General features: G+C 41.1%; 18 protein-coding genes and 1 riboswitch. Of the genes, 11 read left to right on the top strand and 7 right to left on the bottom strand.

Going from position 1 to position 22,019, the window contains the following annotated elements; all coding sequences use genetic code 11:
• Positions 1 to 20: 20 nt before the first annotated feature.
• From ACX0HA_RS05855 to ACX0HA_RS05845, 3 genes are read right to left on the bottom strand one after another with little or no spacing between them, the layout of a single operon-like run.
• Complete coding sequence (locus ACX0HA_RS05855; protein WP_458844336.1) at positions 21 to 545, bottom strand: SRPBCC family protein; 525 nt, start codon at positions 543 to 545, stop codon at positions 21 to 23.
• A gap of 6 nt (positions 546 to 551) precedes the next feature.
• Positions 552 to 1,079, bottom strand: a complete 528-nt coding sequence (locus ACX0HA_RS05850) for an SRPBCC family protein (RefSeq protein ID WP_458844335.1) — start codon at positions 1,077 to 1,079, stop codon at positions 552 to 554.
• A gap of 49 nt (positions 1,080 to 1,128) precedes the next feature.
• Positions 1,129 to 1,572 (bottom strand): SRPBCC family protein, encoded by a 444-nt coding sequence (locus ACX0HA_RS05845; RefSeq protein ID WP_458844334.1) that lies wholly within the window; start codon positions 1,570 to 1,572, stop codon positions 1,129 to 1,131.
• A gap of 206 nt (positions 1,573 to 1,778) precedes the next feature.
• Between ACX0HA_RS05845 and ACX0HA_RS05840 the strand changes: the two genes are divergently transcribed.
• Positions 1,779 to 2,744 carry a GlxA family transcriptional regulator gene (locus tag ACX0HA_RS05840; protein ID WP_458844333.1) on the top strand — a complete coding sequence of 322 codons (966 nt, stop codon included), beginning with the start codon at positions 1,779 to 1,781 and terminating at the stop codon, positions 2,742 to 2,744.
• Between the two features lie 2 nt (positions 2,745 to 2,746).
• Here the strand turns inward: ACX0HA_RS05840 and ACX0HA_RS05835 are convergent, their stop codons facing one another.
• Genes ACX0HA_RS05835 through ACX0HA_RS05825 form a run of 3 tightly spaced genes read right to left on the bottom strand, consistent with a single transcriptional unit; the run spans position 2,747 to position 5,113 of the window.
• A complete protein-coding gene (locus ACX0HA_RS05835) occupies positions 2,747 to 3,025 on the bottom strand; it encodes a hypothetical protein (protein WP_458844332.1) in 279 nt (92 codons plus the stop codon).
• A gap of 46 nt (positions 3,026 to 3,071) precedes the next feature.
• Entirely contained in the window at positions 3,072 to 3,764 is a 693-nt protein-coding gene (locus ACX0HA_RS05830) for a response regulator transcription factor (RefSeq protein ID WP_458844331.1), read from the bottom strand.
• Positions 3,761 to 5,113, bottom strand: a complete 1,353-nt coding sequence (locus tag ACX0HA_RS05825; RefSeq protein WP_458844330.1) for a sensor histidine kinase — start codon at positions 5,111 to 5,113, stop codon at positions 3,761 to 3,763. Before ACX0HA_RS05825 ends, ACX0HA_RS05830 begins: the two co-directional genes overlap by 4 nt.
• A gap of 149 nt (positions 5,114 to 5,262) precedes the next feature.
• On the opposite strand from ACX0HA_RS05825, the gene ACX0HA_RS05820 reads away from it, so the two are divergent.
• From ACX0HA_RS05820 to ACX0HA_RS05805, 4 genes are all read left to right on the top strand, one after another.
• Entirely contained in the window at positions 5,263 to 7,683 is a 2,421-nt protein-coding gene (locus tag ACX0HA_RS05820; RefSeq protein WP_458844329.1) for an outer membrane beta-barrel family protein, read from the top strand.
• Positions 7,684 to 7,787: 104 nt separating this feature from the next.
• Positions 7,788 to 7,980, top strand: a riboswitch (cobalamin riboswitch).
• Positions 7,981 to 8,116: 136 nt separating this feature from the next.
• Positions 8,117 to 10,426 carry a 5-methyltetrahydropteroyltriglutamate--homocysteine S-methyltransferase gene (gene metE / locus ACX0HA_RS05815; protein WP_458844328.1) on the top strand — a complete coding sequence of 770 codons (2,310 nt, stop codon included), beginning with the start codon at positions 8,117 to 8,119 and terminating at the stop codon, positions 10,424 to 10,426.
• A gap of 60 nt (positions 10,427 to 10,486) precedes the next feature.
• Entirely contained in the window at positions 10,487 to 11,488 is a 1,002-nt protein-coding gene (locus ACX0HA_RS05810; RefSeq protein WP_458844327.1) for a beta-ketoacyl-ACP synthase III, read from the top strand.
• 8 nt (positions 11,489 to 11,496) lie between these two features.
• Complete coding sequence (locus ACX0HA_RS05805) at positions 11,497 to 11,883, top strand: acyl-CoA thioesterase (protein WP_458844326.1); 387 nt, start codon at positions 11,497 to 11,499, stop codon at positions 11,881 to 11,883.
• Between the two features lie 102 nt (positions 11,884 to 11,985).
• Here the strand turns inward: ACX0HA_RS05805 and ACX0HA_RS05800 are convergent, their stop codons facing one another.
• On the bottom strand, positions 11,986 to 14,235 hold the full coding sequence (locus tag ACX0HA_RS05800; RefSeq protein ID WP_458844325.1) for a TonB-dependent receptor: 2,250 nt from the start codon (positions 14,233 to 14,235) through the stop codon (positions 11,986 to 11,988).
• 200 nt (positions 14,236 to 14,435) lie between these two features.
• Between ACX0HA_RS05800 and ACX0HA_RS05795 the strand changes: the two genes are divergently transcribed.
• The 6 genes from ACX0HA_RS05795 (at position 14,436) to ACX0HA_RS05770 (ending at position 22,017) form a co-directional block, all read left to right on the top strand.
• Positions 14,436 to 15,284, top strand: coding sequence for a helix-turn-helix domain-containing protein (locus ACX0HA_RS05795; protein WP_458844324.1), 849 nt, complete (start codon positions 14,436 to 14,438; stop codon positions 15,282 to 15,284).
• Positions 15,285 to 15,367: 83 nt separating this feature from the next.
• A complete protein-coding gene (locus ACX0HA_RS05790; protein WP_458844323.1) occupies positions 15,368 to 15,556 on the top strand; it encodes a hypothetical protein in 189 nt (62 codons plus the stop codon).
• Positions 15,557 to 15,644: 88 nt separating this feature from the next.
• Entirely contained in the window at positions 15,645 to 16,001 is a 357-nt protein-coding gene (locus ACX0HA_RS05785) for a hypothetical protein (RefSeq protein WP_458844322.1), read from the top strand.
• A gap of 545 nt (positions 16,002 to 16,546) precedes the next feature.
• Positions 16,547 to 17,629 carry an efflux RND transporter periplasmic adaptor subunit gene (locus ACX0HA_RS05780; RefSeq protein WP_458844321.1) on the top strand — a complete coding sequence of 361 codons (1,083 nt, stop codon included), beginning with the start codon at positions 16,547 to 16,549 and terminating at the stop codon, positions 17,627 to 17,629.
• A gap of 2 nt (positions 17,630 to 17,631) precedes the next feature.
• Positions 17,632 to 20,706, top strand: a complete 3,075-nt coding sequence (locus ACX0HA_RS05775; RefSeq protein WP_458844320.1) for an efflux RND transporter permease subunit — start codon at positions 17,632 to 17,634, stop codon at positions 20,704 to 20,706.
• A 12-nt stretch (positions 20,707 to 20,718) separates the two neighbouring features.
• Positions 20,719 to 22,017: a TolC family protein gene (locus tag ACX0HA_RS05770; RefSeq protein WP_458844319.1), complete on the top strand. Its 1,299-nt coding sequence runs from the start codon at positions 20,719 to 20,721 to the stop codon at positions 22,015 to 22,017.
• Positions 22,018 to 22,019: the final 2 nt, after the last annotated feature.

Raw genomic sequence — 22,019 nt, 5'->3', positions numbered from 1 at the left:
GTTTGTTTGTTTGCTGTTGTTTACCTGCTCTCCAGGATTTTTTTCAGGTCATTAAGGCTGACGGACATATCATTGCGTAATGTGTTTTTCATGAGGGCAGTCATCAGGTTTACGGGGTAAGGGCTTTTTCCGGTCATGTGCCATGTCACCTTTGTGCCGTGCTCGCTATCAGCCTCTGTTGCGATATAGAAATGCGCAATACTTTTAAAAGGCCTTGTAAAATGTACTTCGGTTGAGATACGTTCGCCATCCACTATGGCAGTAATCTCTTGTTCGCCGGCACCTGCTTTGCTATTGCCGTCCCAGGCATAAATGTAGCCTACGGTACCATCAACTCCTGTCAGGGTCTTTTTGATATTAGGATCGGTCTTTACCCATTTGCTATACTCTTCTTGGTTGTTTACATATTTTATATAATCAAATACCATATGCTTTGGCCTGTTGATTATGGTAAAAGTTTCTACTGTATATTCTTTAGGAAGGAACAGGGCTATAACAGCGGGTACAGCGATAATGATCAGTATTATCCAGATTATGGTCATCATGTTATATTATTTTTCGAGATTATTTTTCATGTTGATAAGTCCTTTTTCAAATGCACCGCCCAGCTGTTTGTTCATCATCAGGTTCATGATATTCATAGGGTAGTTGCTGTAGCCTGTCATATTCCAGCTTACTTTGGTGCCTCCAAGTGTATCTTTAGTCGTCATGTAAGTATGTGCATCTCCTTCAAAAGGGCGAATGAATTGCAGATCCATATCTACGCGTTCACCTTCTTTAATGGCGGTAATTTCCTGTTTGCCTTCACCAACTTCGTCATTACCGTCCCAATGGTATATAAAACCTACTGTACCGTCAGTCCCGGTATGATTTTTTTTCATTCCCGGATCGGCCATGTTCCAAACGCTGTAATGGTCCTGGTTTTTAATGTGTTTCACATAGTCAAACACTTCAGCTTTCGGTTTATTGATAACGATGTCACGGGTTACATTATATTCTTTGCTAACGAATATGGCAATGACAAACGGAAGCGCAATAAGAACGACTATTATAATAAGGACTGTTTTTAAGATTTTCATTGTCTGGTTCTGTTTGTTTGTTTGTTTGTTTGTTTGTTTGTTGTAAAGTTTATTTTTCAGAAAGCTTTTTAATTTTATCAAGGGCCTTGTCCCACATGTCTGCCATCATATCAGAGTATTCCTCATCACAAGCCGACTCTATATCGAGTTTTGTGCCTTCTTTAGTTTCAGATAGCCAGTAGGTTTCATGGTTTCCTATTACTTTTTTAGCATCGTCGCTTTCAAAATCATCTTTGTTGTCTTTTACAAGCCCTTCGGCTTTGATTGATAGCGTCTTTTCGGGTACATTCTCAGCAATCTTACCAATCATACCGAAACCATTGTTGTCAACAACCCTGTATTTGCTTCCGGGCGACCAGTCGGTTTCTGCTTTAAGGCCTTCGCCAAATTCAGCATACCATTCTTCTACGTAAGGGCTGTTGAGAAGCACTTCCCAAACTCTCATTGGAGAGGCGTTTATTGCAATTGTTTTATTAATGATTTTAGTACTCATGGCTTTCAGTTTTTGTTTATGAATGATAATTGGCTTTTTGTTTTTGTGTAAAAAATTAACAGTTTATTTAGAAATACAACTGTTACTGAATCTCTTAAGCAAAGTTAAGCTAAACAATTTATAGTTATGGTGTTATAAAAGTCAAGATAAGGGGGTGTTTAAGACAAAAATATTATATTTGTTATTCCCCCTCTAATCATACCGCTATGCAATTAGGAATCTTACTGACCAAAGACCACCGTTTACTGAGTGTGGCCGCGATAATTGATGTACTTGAAACTGCAAACCGCTTTTACCGTAATGAGGGCGAACAGGAACCTTTTGTTATTGACCTGCTGCATATGCCTGCTCACGAAAGTATGTCGTATCCCGGCTATACCTCTAAAAACCCATCAAAAGACAATTATTATGACCTTCTCCTTGTACCATCATTTACAGGAGAGTGGCTCGCCGAATCGCTAAAAGCTAATATGGCGTGGATACCGTGGCTTCAGGATCAGTACAAGGAAGGGGCGGCTATTGCGAGTTTCTGTACAGGTGCATTTTTGCTTGGTGCGTCCGGATTGCTTGACAACAAACCGGCGACGACACATATTAATGCAGAATCGACATTCGCTAAATTATTTCCTTTAGTACAGTTACAGGCCGAAGCTGTGGTGACAGAGAAAGACAGGATTTATACCAGTGGGGGAGCTACCAATACTTTTCATTTATTGATGTTGCTGCTTGAGATATATTGCAGTAAAAAGGTAGCTGTTAAAGCTGCTAAAGTATTTTCGATTGACCTTGACCGAAACAGGCAAACCTATTTTGGGACATTCACCCCTGCCGAAGACCACGGCGACGATTTGGTAAAAAGAGCACAGGAAGAGATTCGTAAAAATTTCAGTACAGCCAACACCATAGAAGAGCTTATTATTGATGTGCCGGCCAGTCGACGCAATCTTGTGCGACGCTTTAAGCAGGTTACGGGAATTACACCAATAGAATATTTGCAAAAGACACGCATTGAAGCCGCCAAGCAAATGCTTGAGCAGTCGCGTCACAGTATACTTGAAGTAATGCTGGAGTCAGGATATAATGATCTGAAGACTTTCCGTACGCTGTTCAAAAAGAATGTGGGAATGACCCCAAAAATGTATAGGGAGAAATTTAGCGGACAATTAGTATAAGCCTAAACGCTTTTTTGACGTACTTTTTTAGTCGTTTTTTTCTTTGAGGCTTTAGTCACAGGTTTCTTTTTCTCCGGAGCAGGTTCAGTCCTGCCTTCGGTAAAGGTTACTGTTTCTACACCGGTTGGCTTACACATTTCGCTGGCATCTACAACAGCGAAAGTATTAAAAGGCAGATTTATACTTATATCTTCTGAAATTGAAGCTTCATGCTGATTTTGCACCGAAATATCCGATATGCAAAATAAGAGAAGAAATAATAAGAGTATTGATCGTGCCATTGTTTACTATTTGTTGGTTATGTAAATGTAATTAAAAAATTGATTATCAGGAATTAATTTTAAATTCAAGCCCTAATCCTCTGTAACTGTTTATGGCAATCGATGCATCTTCGCTAAAATATTTCCTCAACCTGCTTATGAAGACATCCATGCTGCGGCCTGAAAAAAAATCGTCACTGCCCCATACCTCTTTTAATATATCATCACGTTTAATCATGCGGTTCTTGTTCGTAAACAGGTAGCCAATAAGATGGGCTTCCTTTTCGGTAAGCCGATGCAGGGTCTCGTTCAATGCCAGGGTATAATTAGTCCCGTCAAACGTATAATTTCCAATTTTCATTGTATTGTTGTCTGAAGCTGTTACGGAGAAACCACGTTGGGAACGCTTCAGTATATTAGTAATGCGAAGTATCAGCTCATCAGCTTCAAATGGCTTTACAACATAATCATCGGCGCCCAGCTTCAGTCCGCGGATCTTGTCTTCTTTCATGCCTTTTGCTGTCAGGAAAACTATTGGTGTTTCAGGATTTGCTGCAATAACTTTTTCAGCCAGCGTAAAGCCATCCATTTTTGGCATCATTACATCAAATACACAGATGTCGGGATTGGCTTCGGGGAATAAAGCCAATGCTTCGGCACCGTCTTTGGCCCAGGTAACGGTGAATCCGGATATCTCAAGATACTGTCTTAAAATGCTGGCATAATCAAAATCGTCTTCGGCTAATAATATATGCTTCACGGCTGTGGGATTGAAATTATAAATTGGGCACCATTGCCTTCTTCGCTGTTTACAGTGATACTGCCATTATACGCTTTAACCAATTGATGTACATAAAACAACCCGAGGCCAAGGCCTTTAGTAGTATGTATGTTGCCTTTTTGTACACGATAGAATTTTTCGAATATTGCTTTTTGTTCTTTTCTGGCAATGCCAATACCGTTGTCTTTTATGCGTAAGGTGGCATTCGCGTCTGTTTTCTGTAGGCTTATACTAATGGTGTCTGCACCATATTTTACAGCATTATCCAGAAGATTGATGAGCAGGGTAGCAAAATGAAACCTGTCCATATACAGGACAGCACCTAATGTCTCAACGTGTGTTGTAATGCCTGGATGCGAAAGCATAAAATCGTCCAGTATTTCTTTAATGGAGGTATTGTCGATTATCTGCTCCTGAGCAGCGGTGATGTTGCCTTCGGTCAGAGAAGCTTCGGTTACCTGTCCAAACAGCTTTTGCATACGCACATTTTGTCTGTCAATAATTTCGAGCGAATGCTTAAAATGCTCTTCGGTAAGCTGGCCTTCTTTCCGGTGAAGCGTTTTTACGGCAATATCAAGCGCGGCGAGGGGTGTCTGAAATTCGTGGGTTATGTTATTGATAAAGTCGGTCTTTATCTCGGCGATTTTTTTCTGAGTAATAAGATTCTTAATGGAGAGGTAAAACAGTATTACCACAAAACTAAGCAGCATTACCGAAAAGATAAGTAGCCCCGCCATTTTTATATATACACGCCTTTCCCAGTTGGCAATGCTGTAATAACGTTGGGACACGACTTCAAAAGTATATTCGGTAGTTGTTTTATGATCGTCGCTGTATTTCCCGTCCCGCCAGGTAGATCGTGATGCCGGTGTTTCGGGTGTGCCTGCTGTATTGTTGCCATAAAGCATTAGTTTACCTTTAAACAATGTGTCAGGAATTTTACTTCCGTCTCTCAGGAGTACAATTGTTTTCAGGTAATTGATATAATTTACCTCATATTGTTCAAAGATTTGGTTCTTATTGATGTACTCATCCATAACCTCTGATAAGGAGTCGGAAACTTTTGTTATCAGTTTTTTATAATCTTCTTTTTTGGCTTTATGGTCGTAATAATTTCGTATGAATTTACTGGTTTGAAGCATCCATGCTCCGTTTATGGAATCAAGCTTTCCGGAAGTTTCCAGCTCAAGGAACTGTTGGGTAATTTCAGCATTTGCCTCTTTGGCTTTCAGCTTATAGGTGTTATATATAAAATAGCCCTGTATCACGGCAAGTGCCGTAACCGTAATTATGCATCCAACAATAAGGAAAAGTATTTTACGCTTCATGTTCAGGGTTACTATATGCAAGATACAAAACTAAGGGTTTCTGCCATCACAAACATAGCCCGGCTAGCCATTAACCTGTCATTAACCTAGCATTAACCGTGCAGACCAAAACATTTGCAGAGATTTGCAGTAATCATCAATCAATCATCATGGGTTCAATCATCATCAATAAACGTTTGTTTTCATTTTTTATCACTTTCATTTCTCTTGCCTGTGCGGCGCAGAACCCCGCCGTATCCGGCAAGGTACTTGATGCCGGTAAGCAGCCGGTGGCATTCGCCAATGTAACCCTGAAGTTAGCGCTGAAGGATAGTACCTATATGAGAACATCTTTTACAGGAGAAGATGGCCGTTTTGAAATTGCAGCCAGTACAATGCATGGTAATTATACACTGACAATAAGTACTGTTGGTTTTGAAAGTTACACTACAGTACTTGAGGTTAAGGGTAATGTTACGGTACCTGATATTGTCCTGAAAACATCAGCGAAAGAATTGGAAGGGGTTGTTATAGACCAAAAAAGACCAGTAGTGCGTCGCAAGATAGACCGCCTTGAATTTGACGTTGAGAACTCGATACTATCTTCAGACAATGCCTGGGAGATCGTAAAGAAAACTCCGGGTGTCACTGCCTCGGGCGACGGGCTTTCCATCCGCGGAAGTAGCGGTATACTGGTAACCATTAACGATAAGAAGGTATACCTGAGCGGTACTGAACTTAAAAACCTTTTAGAAAATACTGACGGGAGTAATATAAAATCCATAGAAGTCATCACTACGCCTCCGGCAAAATATGAAGCCCAGGGAAGTGCAGTGCTTAATATCAAAATGAAAAAGAATATTGGAGGCGGCTATAAAGGCATGGTGACAGGTGCTTATGTACAGTCGATGTATCCTAAAGGAGTCGTGGCTACCAATCAATATTACAAGAATAAGAAGCTGACGCTCTTTGGCGGATATATGTTTGGTTCAGGACACTATTATACTGAAAACAAAGGTGAGGTAAAATATTTTGATCCCAATGGCGATGTAGCTTCAACCTGGAAAAGCGTAGAGAAGACAAATTACAGGGCATTGCAACAAAACAGTTATAACATCACGGCAGAATATGCCATAGATTCACTCAATACATTTACGGCTGGTTTCAACGGATTTCAAAGTCTTAAGAGTACGGCATTGGTGGATACGCCAACTTATATTTATGGACCTACAGGTCAGCTGGATTCGCTGTTTACCAGCCATACCCACAGGGACTATCCCGATAAGAACAGTACGCTTACGGCATCTTTTGAGCATAAGTTCAATGCAAAGCATAAGTTTGTACTCTCGTCAGATTATACCAAATATTATACGAATCAGGATCAGGGAATCAATACGGCTTTTTCACTGCCGGAGGCACCGCCTCACAGTCAGCAGGATATTCAGAGTAACGATACCCGCCGCATCAACCTGCTATCATTGCAGGCTGATTATAACGGCGAAATTGGGCAAACTAAAATTGAAGGAGGAGTGCGCTATGGTAATGTAGATGCCGAAAACAATTTTGACTATTACAGCGAAATTGATGGAGTTCCTATAACTGGCGATCTGTCTAATCGTTTCTTATATGATGAAACAATAATGGCAGGGTATATAGGTGCCGACCGCGAGTTCGGGAAATGGGGTTTTAAAGCAGGGCTTCGTGGTGAACACACTAAGCTTGAAGGTGACCTTGAAACAACCGGAGAGGTAAACGCACAAAACTACTTTAAGCTTTTCCCTTCGGCTTATGCTTTGTACAAGGCATCGGACAATCACCAGATAGGATTCTCGTATGGTAAGCGCATCATCAGGCCGCAGTATGGCATGCTTAATCCGTTCAGGTCATATAGTACGCCTTTTTCATATACTACAGGAAACCCGCAACTAAATCCGGCTTTAGCCCATAATCTGGGATTGCAGTATACACTCAAGAGTAAATATATGTTCGGCCTTTTTTACCGTTATGAAAAAGACCCGTTTAATATGATTACCTATCAGGATTATGCCACCAATACTATTATAACAGAATATACCAATATAAGCAGCAATACATCAGCCGGAGCTGAGTTCAATACCAATTTAGAATTATTCCCGTGGTGGGAAGCCGGAACTTTTATGACAGCTGGCTATCAGCAAAACAGTTTTCAGGGGGCAGACGGCCATATTCAGGAAATAGACCGCTGGACATTTTATGGCAATACCAATAACCGATTTACACTGAATAAAAAGAAGGACTTTTTTAGCGAAGTAAGTTTCTTTTATTCATCGCCGACGGTGCAGGGCGCTTATAAACTGGGAGACATTTCAAGTCTTTCGGTAAGTTTCAGGAAACGCTTTTGGGAAGGAAACGGAGAACTGTCGCTTATATTCTCTGATATTTATAAAGGGGAGAGGCAAACCACGACTACCAGTTATGCCAACCAATACAGTCGTTACAGTATGTATGGCGATTCGCAAAGCTTCAGGATACAGTTCAGGTACCGTTTTGGTAACCAGAAACTGGAAGACGGAAGGACCCGTCAGACCACCGAAGAACAGAACCGTTTATAAACAATAACGTTTGAGTTAGTTGCCCTGTCCCGCCAATACTGGCGGGACAGGGCTTTTTTTAGAAATATAGTTGGTATATTTGCCACCATAAGTTCTTTACTTAATTTCTTTCAAACGGAAATGGTTTTCGGCGAAAGCCGGGATTAAAAGGGAATCGTGTGTAAATCACGAACTGTCGCGCAACTGTAAGTGCCATACCAAGGTTTTTATCAATAATGTTCACTGTTTGCTCCGGCGAATGGGAAGGACGATAAAAACGGCACAAGTCAGGAGACCTGCCATTACTTACTTGACAATGCTTTCGCGGTTTGAAGCAATTGGTTTCGGTTTTTCGCATGGGATTCCCGTGTCCGTACCCTATTACTTCTTAAGGCATTGTGAAATAGAGCAAAAGGGCTTTTAACGAATTTATTAATTTATTAAAAGCAAAAAAATGTTCACAAACAATCTTGGCTACCCACGCATCGGTAGCGGCAGGGAATTAAAAAAAGCCTGCGAAAATTATTGGTCCGGCAAAATTTCCGGTCAGGAACTGGCAGCAATCGCTAAAGAGTTGAGGCTACAAAACTGGCAGCTTCAAAAACAAGCAGGGATAGACCTTATCCCTTCCAACGATTTTTCATTTTACGATCAGGTACTCGATCTTTCGTTTGCACTGGGAGCGATTCCTCCCCGTTATGAAAGCCTTAAAGGACAAAACGATACCGATCTATACTTTGCCATGGCTCGCGGTTACCAGAAAGATGGCCACGATATCACCGCTATGGAAATGACAAAATGGTTCGATACCAATTACCATTATATAGTCCCCGAATTTTATAAAGATCAGCAATTCTCGTTTTCCTCAAAAAAAGTTATCGAAGAGTTTATAGAGGCCAAAGAAGCGGGAATACTTACCAAGCCCGTACTGATAGGTCCTGTTTCTTACCTGCTTTTGGGTAAAGAAAAAGAAGAAGGCTTCGAAAAAATAAGCCTGATAAAAAACCTGTTGCCTGTTTATCTTGAGATTATTAATGAGCTTACGGAAAATGGCGCCGAATGGATACAGTTTGATGAGCCATTCCTGTCGCTCGACCTTTCCAAACAGGAAAAAGATGCTTTCGCTTATGTATACAAAGAAATTAAAAATACATTTCCTAAGCTAAAGGTACTGCTTACCACATATTTTGAAGGACTTGACGATAACGCCTGGCTTGCAGCATCGTTACCGGTATGCGCATTGCATATCGACCTTGTTCGTGCACCTGAACAGCTTGATATATTGCTAAATCTGATTCCTTCAGAAATGAGCCTCTCATTGGGAATTGTAGATGGGCGAAACATCTGGAAGAACGATTTTCAGTCATCACTTAAGATAATAGACAAAGCATCTAAAAAGATAAGCAGAGATCGCATCCTTATTGCGGCCTCATGTTCATTGCTGCATTCGCCTTATGATCTCGATAATGAGAGCAATGAAGTGGCATTATCTGCTGAAGTAAAACAATGGATGGCATTTGCCAAACAAAAGATACAGGAGGTTGTTGTACTGAAGCAATTGGCAAATAGTGAAAACATCACCTTTGCGGCAAATGCATTAAAAGAAAATATTGATGCTATAACTACAAGAAAGACATCGCCACTAATACATAATGGCTTAGTACAACAGCGTGTGGCCGGAATTACTGATGAACAGGCACAGCGTAATAACCCGTTCAGCATAAGAGAGCAGTTACAGGCAGCATCATTAAATCTGCCATTATTCCCTACCACAACAATAGGGTCGTTTCCGCAGACTGCCGAAGTACGCAGTTGGAGAAACAGCCTGAAAAAAGGTGATATTACGGAGAAACGCTATGAAGAGCTTGTGAAAAAAGAGACCGAAGAAACCATACGTTTTCAGGAAGAGACCGGAATTGATGTACTGGTTCATGGCGAATTTGAGCGCAATGACATGGTGGAATATTTTGGCGAACAGCTGGCCGGTTTTGCTTTTACCCAAAATGGCTGGGTGCAAAGCTATGGCAGCCGTTGCGTAAAACCACCTGTAATTTATGGGGATGTTTCCAGGCCGGAGCCAATGACGGTAAAATGGTCGGCGTATGCACAATCACTTACCGATAAACTGGTGAAAGGAATGCTTACCGGACCTGTTACAATACTGCAATGGTCTTTTGTGCGTGACGATCAGCCGCGCCGCGATACCTGTATGCAGATTGCCCTTGCCATCAGGGATGAGGTAAACGACCTTGAACGTTCAGGGATTAAAGTGATACAGATCGATGAGCCTGCTATCAGGGAAGGCCTTCCGTTGCGAAAAAGCGAATGGCAGGAGTACCTTGAATGGGCTGTTAAGGCTTTCAGAGTATCTGCATCGGGGGTTGAAGACACAACCCAGATACATACCCACATGTGCTATTCTGAATTTAACGATATCATTAAGAACATTGCCGACATGGATGCCGATGTGATTACCATAGAATGCTCACGTTCGCAAATGGAATTGCTTGATGCCTTTGCCGATTTTAAATACCCGAACCAGATTGGGCCGGGAGTATATGATATACATTCTCCGCGTGTACCATCAAAAGATGAGATGGTTGCCCTTATGGATAAAGCACAAAGGGTTATCCCTGCAAAACAATTATGGATTAATCCTGATTGTGGGCTTAAGACCCGCCATTGGGAGGAAACCCGAAAAGCGCTGGCAGAGATGGTAAATGCTGCACACGAATTGCGTGTAGCACATACTGTCAGCTTATAGACTGACCCTTATCCCTGTCATTTTTGATGGCAGGGATAATTTTGAATAAAATACCATTATATGAATACCAAAATAAACGCAGCAATTACTGCTGTGGGTGGTTATGTGCCCCAAAGAATACTTGATAATGCCACCCTTGAAAAAATGGTGGATACATCTGACGAATGGATCGTTACCCGTACAGGGATAAAAGAACGCAGAATACTTGAAGAAGGAAAAGCCACATCAGATATGGCTGCCCTTGCGATTAAGGACTTGCTTGAAAATTCAGGTGTAAAGCCTGAAGAGATAGAAGTTTTGATACTCGCTACCTCTACACCCGATAATGTGCTATCGCCTGCAGCACCACTAGTCTGCCACAAAGCAGGGCTTGTAAATGCATGGGGTTTTGACCTTAATGCGGCCTGTAGCGGCTTTTTATATGCGCTTTCGGTCGCGGCATCGCTGATAGAAAGCGGCAGGCATAAAAAAGTACTTTTAGTAGGTGCTGATAAGATGAGCACAATTGTAAACTATGAAGACCGCAATACCTGTGTGCTTTTTGGAGATGGAGCCGGAGTCGTACTGCTCGAACCATCTGATGATGATTCAGGGATTTTGGATAACATCTATCATTCTGATGGAGGCGGGGTACAATTTCTTTCGGTTCCGGCAGGAGGGTCGGCTGAAGGGACATCTCAGCAAACACTGGATGATAAAAGGCATTATGTACAGCAGGATGGGCGTACCGTTTTTAAGAATGCCATAAACGGAATGACTTCAGCAAGTAAAGAGCTGCTTCAAAAACTGAATCTGACGACAGATGATATCAACTGGGTTGTGCCACATCAGGCCAACCTGCGCATTATAGATTCGGTAGGGCATAACCTTGGTATTCCTAAAGAAAAGATCAAAGTAAATATTGAGCGTTACGGTAACACCACGGCAGCAACCTTACCGCTTTGCCTTTGGGATTTTCATAACGATTTTAAACCCGGCGATAAGATATTGCTAACCGCGTTTGGTGCCGGATTCACGTGGGGAAGTACCTGCATCGTGTGGGGAAAACTTAAAAATAAATAAAACAAGAAATGACATTACAAGAAAAAATAGACGCAGCACAAACACATATATTTAAAGCAATATTTCCTAATACAACCAATCATTACGATACCCTTTTTGGAGGTATGGCCATGCATCTTATGGATGAGGTGGCCTTTATTACTGCTACTCGTTTCAGTAGACAGAGGGTAGTAACCGTGAGCAGTGACCGTATTGACTTTAAGAAGCCCATTCCTGCGGGTACTTTTGCCGAACTTATAGGCAAGGTAACCCATATTGGTAATACCAGCCTTCAGGTGCATGTAGAGATATTTGTCGAAGACATGTACTCAACTACAAGAGAGAAAGCGATAACGGGTAACTTTACTTTTGTAGCCATTAATGAGAACAAGGAGCCGGTGCCTATTAATAAGTAGTATTTTATAATTTCCTGCAAGGTCTTCAAGAGCTTGTAAGTATTTGGTTTGCGATAAAAAACCTGCAAGGTTTCCAAAACCGTGCAGGTTAGTACTCAAATTCTAAAACAAATTATATCTCATACCAATATATACTCTTCTTCCCTGCATTGAACCATAATTATAGGTTGTGTCGAAGGTATAACCGTTAGGATTTGTTACCGGATCATCTGCTGTTTTGTTGAATGGGTCGAACGGACGCATTAACGGGTCTTTTGGTACAAAATCGATGATGTTTTTCATTCCTGTATACAGCTCCAGGCCATAACTGAATTTTTTAGTGAACTGGATATTTGCGATGCAAAACCACGGCGAATATTCAGGCCTGTAATCGTTAGGCAGTATTGGGAGGCGCATTGGTCCGTACCAGTTGCCGGTAAGATCGATGCTGTAGTTGTTGCGGAAGCTATAAGTAGCAATAAAATTCCCTGTCCATTTTGGTGCATGCAGCTGCTGTGACCTCATTTCGCCTGATCCATTATTCTCGATCTGGAAAACATCCATATATGATACTCCCAACATCATCTTTAGCGGGAAGTTGAAAGTTACATCAGTATTCAGTGAAACACCTTGCGATATGGCATGACCGTTGAGGTTGTCATAGATAATCTTGGTAGGGTCGGTGTCAAAATCACCTACTATCTTATTGGTAAAATAAGAATAGAAGCCGGTAATATCAAAATTAATGAAAGCAAAACTTGCGGGTACCTTAAGGATATAATTCAGGTTACCGTTGTAAGAACGTTCCGGTTTAAGTTCTTCTGCAATTATTACATCTCGTGCCCCCGTAAGTGCGGCATGGTCTTCTGTAAAAAGATTAACCACCCTGAAGCCCGTTCCAAAACTTGCCCTGATGATGTTATTATGGTTTGGTGCAAATTTATAGGCTACCCTTGGCGAATGCACTCCACCGTGGTTCTTATCATAATCGAAACGATAACCGCCCAATAGCTTATGTCTTTCATTCAGCGTCCATTCATCCTGTACAAATAAGCCGGGGAGCGGTGTTTCCTGCGGCCTGTTAGTAGTTCCGTCAAGGCTTGCTGTCGCAGGAGTGTTGTCGTCATAGTAAGTGTAACGCATTGCTCCGCCTAACAGAAAAGTATGATTTGCGCCAAACTGCTTGTCCCAGTAGGTTTGTATAAAAGCAACCTGTTGGTTTGCCATGTAGGGTGTAAATCCATAATAAGAATTCTGGTCGTGCCAGTTGTAGGAGAATTGCGTAAATATCCTCTCGCTTACCGGCAGCTGGTATAATCCGATAAGTTCGGCACGCTTGGTATAAATGCTTTCGCCATAAATACTGTCACTACCACGCCATTGTTTGGTCCAGTTCATTTCTCCGCCCCAACGGTCTTCATACACATAACGTCCCGCCAGGCTGAAAGTGCGGTTTTCTTTACGCTCAAAATTCCATTTATTAAATACCGATATACGGTTCTGCTGGGTAACATCGGTAAAGTTGTCGCCATTCTTATCGGCAAGTACGCTATAATTAAAATAGTTTACACCAAGCAGCGAAGTGGCTGTTCCGGCTTTAAGCTTCACAGCTGCATCAAAGCTCTGCTCGCCCCAACTTGTAACAAAATAGTCGGCGCTCACTACCGGGGCTTTTACAGGGCTTTTGGTAATTACATTAATGATACCGCCCATAGCTTCAGATCCGTATAGCGACGACGCAGGGCCTTTTACAACTTCGATGCGCTCTACAATGCTGTTAGGGATTCCGCTAAGTCCGTATACAGTAGAAAGGGCACTTACAATCGGCATTCCGTCGATCAGTATCATGGTATAGGGCCCTTCCATCCCGTTAATATGAATATCGCCAGTGTTGCATACATTACAGTTTAGCTGAGGTTGTACGCCATTTATCATTCCGACGGCTTCAAACAGGCTGGCAGTTGGGTTCTTCTTAAAAAGTTTCGGAGTAATTATCTCTACGGGGATAGGGCTGTCGCTCCTGCTTACTTCTTTCATGGTGCCGGTGATAACGACCTCTTCCAGTGATTTGTTTTCATCCTGCATTGCGATATTCAGAAGTATGGGATCAGTACTGTTGATGTTAACTTTTTTTCGTTCGTTAAGTAACCCTACTGAACTGAATATAATTTCGTATGTACCGAACGGTATATTTTTTATTTCATAATTACCGTCATTATCTGAAGCAGTCGAAATACCGGATGGAACCACAATAATGCTGACGGCAGGCACAGGTTCGTTATTTTGGGTAATCTTTCCTTTTATGCTGCCGTTTTGGGCAAACAGGGGTAACGTGGCGAATATCAGTAAGAACTGAAAGTAAATTTTCATCATCTAAATTTATAATTAGCTCTACAAAAGTATAAATTTAGTCTAATCTAAAAATTATTTTTTATTTTATTTTAAAATATTATTCGAAACATCTAATTAAACCACTTGGTTTTTATCTGTAAGGGAGATAATATCTTGTGTTGTTTTTCTGTTATGGTTTCTGGGAATTCCTTATTTTTACAAGAGAGAAAAGAAATTTAGATTTGGATTCAAAAGGTAATTTCATAACGATAAAACCAAAAAATGAATTGGTAGCCAAATATGTTGACTACTACTATTTTCATGTGTCTGATGATGCTGATTTTAGCAAAAAGTTCTTTTTTTATCCAAATTACAAACACGCAGTTACAATTTACAAAGGGTCTGATGTAAGTCTTACTGATGAAGGTTCGCTTGTAGTGCCTTCAACTGACCATAAGATTCTTTCATTTTACTCGATCAATACTGATGCGAATTTTAAAGTAGAGCTTCATGGTATTTTTGATAAGATTGGCATCGTGTTCAATCCGTTGGGTCTGAACCATTTTATAAAAGAGCCTCTCGGTACTTTTTTTGACAGATCGATAAACAAGCTCGATTGTTTTGGGGCATCTTTCACGAATGCTTTAGAGGAGATTTATTCTGAAAGTACTATCGAAACCAAAGCTGCTTTACTTGACACTTTTTTTTCGGCAAATTTCATAGGTTTTGATGAGCCGATAGTGAAAAAAGCGATTCTGGAAATACTCAATTCTAACGGATCGGTAAAAGTTGAAGAGCTTTCAGAGGCTTTGGGAGTCAATCGTAAAACATTGCTGCGCCTGTTTAAAAAACACCTTTGCTGTAGTGTTGAGGAGTATAAAAAAATGGTGATGTTTCGCAACGCGCTCAATTATTCGCAGCAGCTTGGAGATGATGCCACCCTTACTGATGTTGCTCTTTATAGCCTTTATTACGACCAGGCGCATTATATAAAACATTTTAAGTCAGTTACTCATCAATCACCCAAGACACTTCTTTCTAAACTTACCAAATTAGGCAGCCAGGAAACCTATTGGCATTTTGAGGATTAATAGAGAATGTCCCAATTTTACAATTTTTAGTTTTGAATGATAATTATCTTTGAATATATAATAACCAATAAACATTCATTATCATGAAAATCAAGACAGCCAAACAACTACTTATTACGCTTATATTGATAAATGTGCTTGTTTTTTCTCTTATCGGGGCAGTGCTTTGGTATTATGACGGACCTCAAATTTTAGGCCCTTTGGCAGGTGCGGCAGCAGCGAGTACAGCAGTACAGTATATTTTAAGAAAAAAACAACTTCCGCAAGCATAAAAAATTAGAAGCAGGATATTATTGTCCCAATTTTACAATTCTATTCTGAAAGCTTTTCTCAAATTTGTACTAATAAATTAATAGTAAAATGGCGTTTCGTTCTCTTCTAATGCTTCTGTGTGCTTTATTTTTCACAATTGTTATGGGCTATCTTATAGATGATCTATTCAATAAGCAGTGGTACGGTTATATCTTTTTGGGTATGACATTAAGCTTTGTGATATATACTTTTCGGGTTCAGAAAAAGCTTGAAGTTTTTCCTGAGATGCCTCTTTATTTTAAATTTGCTTTAGTATTTCTTTTCACTTTACTGACATGCCTTTCTATGGGATTCATTGCCGATCGGTTTTTAGATATGAATTTGTATAAGGAATGCTTAATGGCGGCTGTGTTTTCAACCCTAATGGGATATAATGCTTACCGTGCAAAAATAAAAAAACAATAAATTATGATACAGTTGATAATCATGATCATTGAATTTTTACAGTTGCTGATTATCAGCTTGCTGTATTAATGAAAAAAGCTTCCTGCTTTAAAACAGGAAGCCATTAACGAAATAAGCACACACATTATCTTTAAGTAATTGTTTGGGACAACAAGTACTGTTTGTGTAGCATTAACTAACTAACAATGAGCGAATCTAGGTAAAAATTATATCCGCTTGTAAAACGACTTTAATTTTTACCTTTTATCCTTTGAAACTGTCCTGTTGTCGTTTTTTTTGTTAGCATTTTTTTTAATGCCTGTAAATATCATTCTTAACTTAAATTCAGAAAGTTTTGATACTCATTATTTTGTGTAAGAAAACTGTATTGATATTTATGTTAAAGTATTTATCCGTTTTTTTCATCTCACGATATATTCCCTTAGCTTTGTGTTGCATATCCGGAATACTGCCTATGACGAATTGAATTGGTCATTTATTACGATTTCGTAAAGACATTGGCATGCTATTCGTGTAGATTTGCGATTGCTATACTATATCATATTATGAAGATTAAATACATTGTATACTCACTATTGATTGTGGGCGTAGGCGCCTTAGTGTTCTACAGGATTTCTGAAAACAAAAAGCAAAAGATGGAGGCCTCCGGTGGAGGCGGAGGCAAAGACGGAAAAAAACCGCCAATGGCTGTAAATGGAGTAGTTGTTGCTCCTCAGGATTTTGCTAATACACTTTCACTTTCAGGATCTATCGAAGCCAATGAGCAGATTGAGGTTCGTTCGGAAGTTTCGGGTATAGCAGAAAAGATATTCTTTGCCGAAGGTGCTAAAGTGAGTAAAGGGCAGGTATTGGTAAAGATAAATGATATAGAGCTTCGTGCACAGGCCAGGCAGGCAAAAACAAGGCAGACACTTGCAGCCGAGAATGAAAGACGTGCAAGGTTGTTGCTTCAAAAAGAAGCAATCAGTCAGGAGGAATATGATATAGCAAGCGCTGATTATAAAACTGCCCAGGCGCAAACTCAACTTATAAATGCCCAAATAGGCAAAACATCTATCAGAGCGCCATTTTCGGGAACAATAGGGTTGCGAAATATATCGCCGGGTACTTATGTTACACCTACAACATTAATCACCAGCCTGGTGAACAGCAGCCAGATCAAGATAACATTTTCGATACCTGAAAAATATGCTTCGCAGATGAAGGTCAATACTCCTGTTACCTTTACCGTGGCGGGAAGCACTGATAAATTTCAGGCGATGGTATATGCGTTAGAACCTTCGGTTGAGGTTACTACACGTACTTTAAAAGTAAGGGCTATCGCTGAAAATGCACAAGGGAAATTGTTGCCGGGAACGTTTGCCAATGTAACCCTGCCGCTTGATGAGGTTCAGGGAGCTTTTGTAATTCCTACTGAAGCTATCGTTCCGGTGCAGGGCGGTAAAAAAGTATTTGTTGTAAAAAATGGTCAGGCACAGGAAGCCATGGTTGAGACCGGTACCCGTACAGATAAAGATATTGTAGTATTGTCAGGCCTGAAAGCCGGAGATACTGTATTGACCACAGGCGTACTGTCTCTTAAAAAAGAAACCCCGGTAAAAGTATCGCTAACCAAAAAAGCTAATTAGCGATGAGTTTATCAACCATAAGCATAAAACGTCCCGTACTTACCATAGTGATGAATGTTGCAATTATCCTTTTCGGGATCATTGGCTATACATTTCTTGGAGTCAGGGAATTCCCTTCGATAGACCCGGCACAAATATCGGTGCGCACCAGTTATGCCGGAGCAAATGCCGACATCATCGAGTCCCAGATAACCGAACCGCTTGAAAAAGCCATCAACTCTATTGATGGTATCCGTAATATAACGTCTTCAAGTAACCAGGGGTCAAGTAACATTACCATAGAATTTGAACTTGAAAAAAACCTTGAGGAAGCTGCTAACGACGTTCGTGATAAAGTATCGCAGGCGGTACGTAGCCTCCCGCAGGATATAGATGCCCCTCCGGTTGTGTCTAAAGCCGATGCCGACTCCGAGCCTATTATAACCATGACGGTTCAGAGTGCTACACGTGATCCTCTTGAACTGAGCGATTATGCAGAGAATGTTATCGCCGAAAGATTACAGACAATTCCCGGAGTAAGTAGTGTGCAAATTTGGGGGCAGAAACGTTATGCCATGAGAATGTGGCTTGACCCTGTAAAACTTAACGCTTATGGCGTTACAGTAGGCGATGTGCGTACTGCACTTAACAGCCAGAACGTGGAACTGCCAACAGGTAAACTTACAGGAGCCAATACAGAACTGACCATAAAAACACTGGGTAACCTTGCGACTCCAGAGCAGTTCAATAACATCATCATTAAGTCTGAAGGCGAGAAAATAGTGCGTTTCAGTGATGTGGGCAGGGCAGAACTTGGCCCTGAGAATATGGAAACCAAAATGACGAATGATGGGCAGCAGCTTGTTGGCCTTGCAATCATTCCGCAGCCGGGAACCAACTATGTTGAGATTGCCGATGCTTTCTACGCTCAGTATGACCAGATGAAAAAGGAACTTCCGGGCGATCTGGTCACCAATATAGTTATCGATAATACGGTATTCATTAAAAAATCGGTATTGGAAGTGGCTGAGACATTAGCCATTTCGATAATACTGGTTACATTAATTATTTATCTTTTCTTCAGGGACTGGGCTATTGCGTTAAGGCCATTACTGGATATTCCGGTATCGCTTATCGCAACCTTTTTTATCATGTATATTTTCGGCTTTTCGATAAATGTATTAACGTTGCTTGCTATTGTACTTGCAACCGGCCTTGTGGTAGATGATGGTATTGTTGTTACCGAAAATATCTTCAAGAAGGTAGAAGAAGGCATGACACCAATTGAAGCAGCTATGAAGGGAGCTAACGAGATTTTCTTTGCCGTTATTTCCATTTCAATAACGCTGGCAGCTGTATTTCTTCCGGTAATTTTTCTTGAAGGTTTTGTGGGCCGACTCTTCCGGGAGTTTGGAGTCGTCATCGCGGCGGCGGTACTGGTATCGGCTTTTGTATCGCTTACGCTTACGCCAATGCTAAATGCCTATCTGATAAAAGGCGTACACAAAAAATCAAGGTTCTATGAATTTACCGAACCCTATTTTGAAAAGCTGAATAAAGGCTATGCCGGAATGCTTGCCAATTTCATGAAGAGAAAGTGGGTTAGCTTCCCTATACTTGTTGTATGTATCGGGCTAATAGCATTGTTTTATAGTACTATCCAAAAGGAAACCGCACCTTATGACGACAGGAGCTTTATCGGGATGAATATTACGGCTCCGGAAGGTGCTTCGTATGAATATATGGATCGTTTCATGCGTGAAATGGAACAGCTGATCAACGATTCCATTCCTGAGAAAAAGGCCAGTTTGGTAATAACCTCACCCGGATTTGGTTCGGCATCAGTAAATAGTGGGCGTGTTAGGATTGCACTTAAAGAACCGGATGAAAGAAAACGTTCACAGAAAGAAATTGCTGCCGACCTGACTAAATGGACTAAGCGTTACAGCGAAGCGAAAACATCAGTTTCAGAACAGCCTACCATTGCAGTAAACCGCAGGGGAGGGCCACCTATCCAGTATATCATACAGGCACAAAACTTTGAAAAACTACAGGAAAAGATCCCGGAATTTATGGATGAAGTGGGTAAGGATCCAACCTTCTCTATGACCGATGTAAACCTGAAATTCAACAAGCCGGAAATTAATGTTACCATAGACCGTGAAAAGGCCGAAAGCCTTGGAGTGTCATTGCTTGATGTAGCACAGACACTGCAACTTTCATTAAGTGGACAGCGTTTTGGTTACTTTATGATGAATGGCAAGCAATACCAGGTAATGGGGCAGTTTGAACTGAAAGACCGTGCTGCGCCTATCGACCTTACATCTACATTTGTGAAAAGCAATACAGGCCAGTTGATACAGCTGGACAACCTGGTTTCAGTTGACGAGCAAAGCAGCCCGCCGCAATTATACCATAATAACAGATATATGTCGGCTACCGTGTCTGCAGGTCTTGCACCGGGAATGAGTATCAGCGATGGTATCGATGCCATGGAAAGAGCCAAAGAAAAAGTACTTGACGACACCTTTACAACCGATCTTGGGGGTGAGTCACGTGATTTTGTGGAGAGTAGCTCTAATACATTATTCGCTTTTGGATTGGCACTATTGCTTATCTACCTGATCCTTGCTGGACAGTTTGAAAGTTTCATAGATCCGTTCATCATTATTCTTACGGTTCCAATGGCCGTTGCGGGAGCGTTGTTGTCACTATGGCTATTCGGGCAGACGTGGAATATATTCAGCCAGATAGGTACGATTATGCTTATCGGACTTGTGACGAAGAATGGTATCCTGATAGTCGAATTTGCCAACCAACTGCGTGAGGAAGGCAAAGAAAAATATGAAGCCATCATGGAAGCTGCCGAGTCGCGCCTTCGCCCGATATTAATGACCAGTTTGGCTATTGCATTAGGTGCATTGCCTATTGCCATGTCATTAGGCGCTGCTTCTACAAGCCGTATCGGTATGGGTGTTGTGATCGTCGGCGGTACAGTATTCTCGTTGGTATTGACGCTTTTTATTATCCCGGCTATTTACTTTATGTGGTCACGCCCTAAAAAGCACCGTCCTGAATTTGATAATCTTGAAGACTAAAGCATTGTACCTATGAGGTTTTGTTTATATATAGCATTTATACTTATCTCTGTTTCTGCCAATGCGCAGGAGCTGCTTACGCCCCAGCAAGCCATAGCTATTGCGCTTGAGAATAATTATGACATCAAACTTTCTAAAAATGACCTGAAAATAGATGAACAGAATGTAAGTCTGGGCAATGCAGGTTTGCTGCCTAATGTATCTGGGACATTTGCCCAGAATAACAACATACAGCATTTGAAGCAAACACGTAGCGATGGTACTGTGCAGGAGCAGGACAATGCTCATAATAACAGTATGAACTATGGCGTGAACCTTGGCTGGACCATCTTTGACGGTTTCAGGATGTTTGCCCGTTATGATCAGTTGCAGGAATTGCAAAAACAAGGGGAGACCGAGCTGAAACTTATGATCCTTACCCGTGTAGGCGATGTAATGACTACTTATTTTGACCTTGTACAGCAACAGGAAAACCTTACCGTATTAGATACTGCCATCGTTATTTCAAAACAGAGGGTAACAACGGCTGATAATCGTTTCAAAATAGGAAAGGCAGCTAAACTGGAGGTGTTGAATGCGCAGGTTGACCTGAATACAGACCAAACGAATCTGTTACGTCAGAAAGAATTATATGAGAATACCAAAACGTTCCTGAATGAGCTTTTGGCGCGTGATCTTACCACTTCGTTTAAAGTGATCGATTCGGTTAATATAGATGACAAACTTAAGCTTGCCGATCTGATGAATATCGCAACCCAGCAAAACCCTCAGATACAATTGGCGCTCATCAATAAACGGGTGGCAGAGCTCAACCTCAAGCAGGTAAAAGGAGCACGATATCCGCAGGTAGCCATTAATACGGGATATGTATTTAATAACAGCGAATCAAGTCTTGGATTTACGCAGGAAAGCAACAGCCGCGGACTTAATTACGGTATATCGGCATCGATAAATGTTTTTAATGGCTTTGTGCAGAACCGTAATGAGAAGATTGCCAAAATACAGATTGATAACAGCAAGATATTTGTTGACCAGCAAACGCAAACTATCAACTCACAATTGATATCGGCTTTCCAGACGTACCTTACGAACATAGAACTTGTAAAACTGGAAGGGACTAATGAAGACATCGCAAGGCAAAACCTTGATATTACCCTTGAAAAATACCGCATTGGGACTATTACCCAGCTTGAAGTGCGTGCAGCACAGCTAAACTACGTCAATGCCCGTGTAAGGAGCAGTACAGCACAGTTCCAAGCAAAAAATTCTGAGATCACATTGAAGCAGTTGGCAGGGAATGTTACTTTTTAATC

This window comes from Flavobacterium hauense, from assembly GCF_054457175.1.
Note: the sequence above shows the minus strand (reverse complement) of the source record. Positions and strands in the feature narration are given on the sequence as shown.